Genomic DNA, 3,401 nt, shown 5'->3' with positions numbered 1-3,401 from the left:
GTGTGTGGGGGGTGTGGGGGTGGGACCGCCTTCGATGGGTGGCGTCCCTGGTCATCTGGACTGATGTGGTACCTGCTCCTGCCGGAGGGCAGGACCGTCGCGTATACCGAGAATGGATACCGGGGCGAACTCATCGAGGAATCCAGCTCGGTTGTGCGTTTGCAGAACACGTACGATGCGGTGCGTGACTTGGCGCTCACTCCGGCTGAGTCGCGCAAGTTCATCCTGCGGATGTTGGAGGAAGCACCGTGCGATCCAGCGACCTGACTGCCGCCTCCTGGCGCAAGAGCAGCCACAGCAACCAGGACGGTGGCGCCTGCCTGGAGGTCTCCGACGACTTCGCCGCCGCCGTCCCGGTGAGGGACAGCAAGGTCCCGGACGGGCCGGTGCTCGTGTTCCGGGCTCGGGGCTGGTCCTGCTTCGTCGCGGCGGTCCGGGACGGGCGGTGGCGGGACTGAGCGCAGGCCCGCGCCCCGGACACCGACGGCCGGCCGCTCCCGAAGGAGCGGACCGGCCGTTTTATGCGCGGTGCGCGAGGTGCGCGGGTCAGACCAGGTCGAAGCGGTCCAGGTTGGAGACCTTGACCCAGGCGTCGACGAAGTCCTTGACGAACTTCTCCTTCGCGTCGTCGCTCGCGTAGACCTCCGCCAGGGCGCGCAGCTCGGAGTTCGAGCCGAAGACGAGGTCGGCGCGGGTGCCGGCCCACTTGACCTCGCCGGTGGCGGCGTCGCGGCCCTCGAAGGTGGTCTGGTCCTGCGAGGTCGACTTCCACGTCGTGCCCAGGTCGAGCAGGTTGACGAAGAAGTCGTTGGTCAGCGAGCCGGGCGTGGCGGTGAGGACGCCGAGCTGCGACTGCTGGTGGTTCGCGCCCAGGACACGAAGGCCGCCGACGAGGACGGTCATCTCGGGCGCGCTCAGGGTCAGCAGGTTCGCCTTGTCGAGCAGCAGGAACTCGGCCGGCAGGCGGTTGCCCTTGCCGATGTAGTTGCGGAACCCGTCGGCGGTCGGCTCCAGCGCGGCGAAGGACTCCGCGTCGGTCTGCTCCTCGGTCGCGTCCACCCGGCCCGGCGTGAACGGAACCTCGACCTCGAAGCCGCCTTCCTTGGCGGCCCGTTCGACCGCGGCGGCACCGGCCAGCACGATCAGGTCGGCCAGCGAGACCTGCTTGCCGTCGGTGCGGCCCGAGTTGAAGGCCTGCTGGATGCCTTCCAGGGTGCGCAGCACGAGCGCGAGCTGGTCGGGGTCGTTGGCCTCCCAGCCGCGCTGCGGCTCGAGACGGATACGGCCGCCGTTGGCACCGCCGCGCTTGTCGCTGCCGCGGTACGTCGAGGCCGACGCCCAGGCGACGGACACCAGCTGGGACACCGTGAGGTCCGAGGCGAGGACCTGCTCCTTGAGAGCGGTGATGTCGGCGGCGTCGATCAGCTCGTACGTCCGCGCCGGCAGCGGGTCCTGCCACAGCAGGGTCTCCGCCGGGACCTCCGGGCCGAGGTACAGCGACTTCGGGCCCAGGTCGCGGTGGGTCAGCTTGTACCAGGCGCGGGCGAAGGCGTCCGCGAACTGGTCGGGGTTCTCGTAGAAGCGACGCGAGATCTCCGCGTAGACCGGGTCGAAGCGCAGCGCGAGGTCGGTGGTGAGCATCGTCGGGAGGTGCTTCTTCGACGAGTCGTGCGCGTCGGGGATGATCGCCTCGGCGTTCTTCGCCACCCACTGCTTGGCGCCGGCCGGGGACTCGGTCAGCTCGTACTCGTACTCGAACAGGTTCTTGAAGAACCCGTTGCTCCACTGCGTCGGCGTGGCGGTCCAGGTGACCTCCAGGCCGGACGTGATGGTGTCGCCGCCCTTGCCGGTGCCGTAGGTGCTCTTCCAGCCGAGGCCCTGCTCGGCGAGGGAGGCGGCCTCGGGGTCGTCGCCGACGTGGTCGGCCGGGCCGGCGCCGTGGGTCTTGCCGAAGGTGTGGCCGCCGGCGATCAGCGCGACGGTCTCCTCGTCGTTCATCGCCATCCGGCGGAACGTCTCACGGATGTCACGGGCCGAGGCCAGCGGGTCCGGGTTGCCGTTCGGGCCCTCCGGGTTGACGTAGATGAGGCCCATCTGGACGGCGCCGAGCGGGTTCTCCAGCTCGCGGTCGCCGGTGTAGCGCTGGTCGTCGAGCCAGGTGGTCTCGGGGCCCCAGTACACGTCCTCCTCGGGCTCCCAGACGTCCTCGCGTCCGCCGCCGAAGCCGAAGGTCTCGAAGCCCATCTGCTCCAGGGCGACGTTGCCGGTGAGGACCATCAGGTCGGCCCAGGAGAGGCTCTGGCCGTACTTCTTCTTGACCGGCCACAGCAGACGGCGGGCCTTGTCCAGGTTGGCGTTGTCCGGCCAGCTGTTGAGCGGGGCGAAGCGCTGCTGACCGGCGCCGGCGCCGCCGCGGCCGTCGCTGATGCGGTAGGTGCCGGCGCTGTGCCAGGCCATCCGGATCATCAGCGGGCCGTAGTTGCCGAAGTCGGCGGGCCACCAGTCCTGCGAGGTCGTCAGTACCTCGGCGATGTCCTGCTTCACGGCCGCGAGGTCGAGGTTCTTGAACGCCTCGGCGTAGTCGAACTCCTCACCGAGCGGGTTGGCCACGGCCGGGTTCTTGGCAAGGATCTTGACGTTCAGGCGCTCCGGCCACCACTGGCGGTTTCCGCCGCCCTGGGTCGGGTGGAGGGCGCGCCCGTGCGCGACCGGGCAGCCGCCCGCCTCTTCCGCCTTCGGTTCCGTGACGATCGCGTCATGGTTCTCGGTCATTGGGGGAGTCCTTCCGAACTACGGGGATCACGGTGCTGAGGTACTGCGTGGATCAGGTGGTCACAGGGGTTGCGGCGGCGGACAGAGGTCACAGGTGGCCATCGGGGCTGCTGGAGCAGGCGGGGCACAGGCCCCAGTAGATGACCTCGGCCTCGTCGACGGAGAAGCCGCGGTTGTCGGAGGCGGTCAGGCAGGGGGCGTGGCCGACCGCGCAGTCCACGTCGGCGACGGTGCCACAGGAGCGGCACACGAGGTGGTGGTGGTTGTCGCCGACGCGTCCCTCGAACCGGGCGGGGCTGCCGGGCGGCTCGATACGACGCAGGAGGCCGGCCGCGGTGAGCGCGTGAAGCGCCTCGTACACGGCCTGCAACGATATGTGGCCGACCCGGCCGCGCACGCCGGCGGCGATCGCCTCGACGCCGAGGTGGTCGCCGTCGCGGACGGTGTCGAGCAGCGCGACGCGGGCGGCCGTCACCCGCAGGCCGGCGCCGCGCAGCTCCTCCGCCGTGGACGGACTTCCGGGTGCGGTCATGAACCCAACCTACCCCGATAAACACGAACGGTTCAAGAAATGGAATCAATCCAAGTCTGTGTCGCGTCGGGTTGGCCGGAGCCGGCGGTGATCAGGC

4 protein-coding genes are annotated in these 3,401 nt (G+C 69.9%); 2 read left to right on the top strand and 2 right to left on the bottom strand.

Annotated elements, in window-relative coordinates:
* A complete protein-coding gene (locus tag BZL64_RS41525) occupies positions 1-267 on the top strand; it encodes a Scr1 family TA system antitoxin-like transcriptional regulator (protein ID WP_425276090.1) in 267 nt (88 codons plus the stop codon).
* Positions 249-458, top strand: coding sequence for a DUF397 domain-containing protein (locus BZL64_RS32345; protein ID WP_086772684.1), 210 nt, complete (start codon positions 249-251; stop codon positions 456-458). Before BZL64_RS41525 ends, BZL64_RS32345 begins: the two co-directional genes overlap by 19 nt.
* An 88-nt stretch (positions 459-546) precedes the next feature.
* Here BZL64_RS32345 and katG read toward each other — a convergent pair whose 3' ends face one another.
* The gene (gene katG / locus BZL64_RS32340) at positions 547-2,772 is read right to left on the bottom strand and encodes a catalase/peroxidase HPI (RefSeq protein ID WP_086772683.1); all 2,226 of its coding nucleotides are present in this window, start codon (positions 2,770-2,772) and stop codon (positions 547-549) included.
* Between the two features lie 88 nt (positions 2,773-2,860).
* Positions 2,861-3,304: a Fur family transcriptional regulator gene (locus BZL64_RS32335; RefSeq protein WP_086772682.1), complete on the bottom strand. Its 444-nt coding sequence runs from the start codon at positions 3,302-3,304 to the stop codon at positions 2,861-2,863.
* Between the last annotated feature and the right edge of the window lie 97 nt (positions 3,305-3,401).

Origin of the sequence: Streptomyces bobili, assembly GCF_002154575.1 — a bacterium.
Lineage (GTDB): Bacteria > Actinomycetota > Actinomycetes > Streptomycetales > Streptomycetaceae > Streptomyces > Streptomyces bobili.
The sequence above is the reverse complement of the archived record's forward strand: the minus strand, read 5'-3'. Positions and strand labels throughout refer to the sequence as shown.

Bases quoted from the DNA above. Each gene is read 5' to 3' on its own strand.
- katG (WP_086772683.1), bottom strand. From the start codon at position 2,772: ATGACCGAGAACCATGACGCGATCGTCACGGAACCGAAGGCGGAAGAG.
- BZL64_RS32335 (WP_086772682.1), bottom strand. From the start codon at position 3,304: ATGACCGCACCCGGAAGTCCGTCCACGGCGGAGGAGCTGCGCGGCGCC.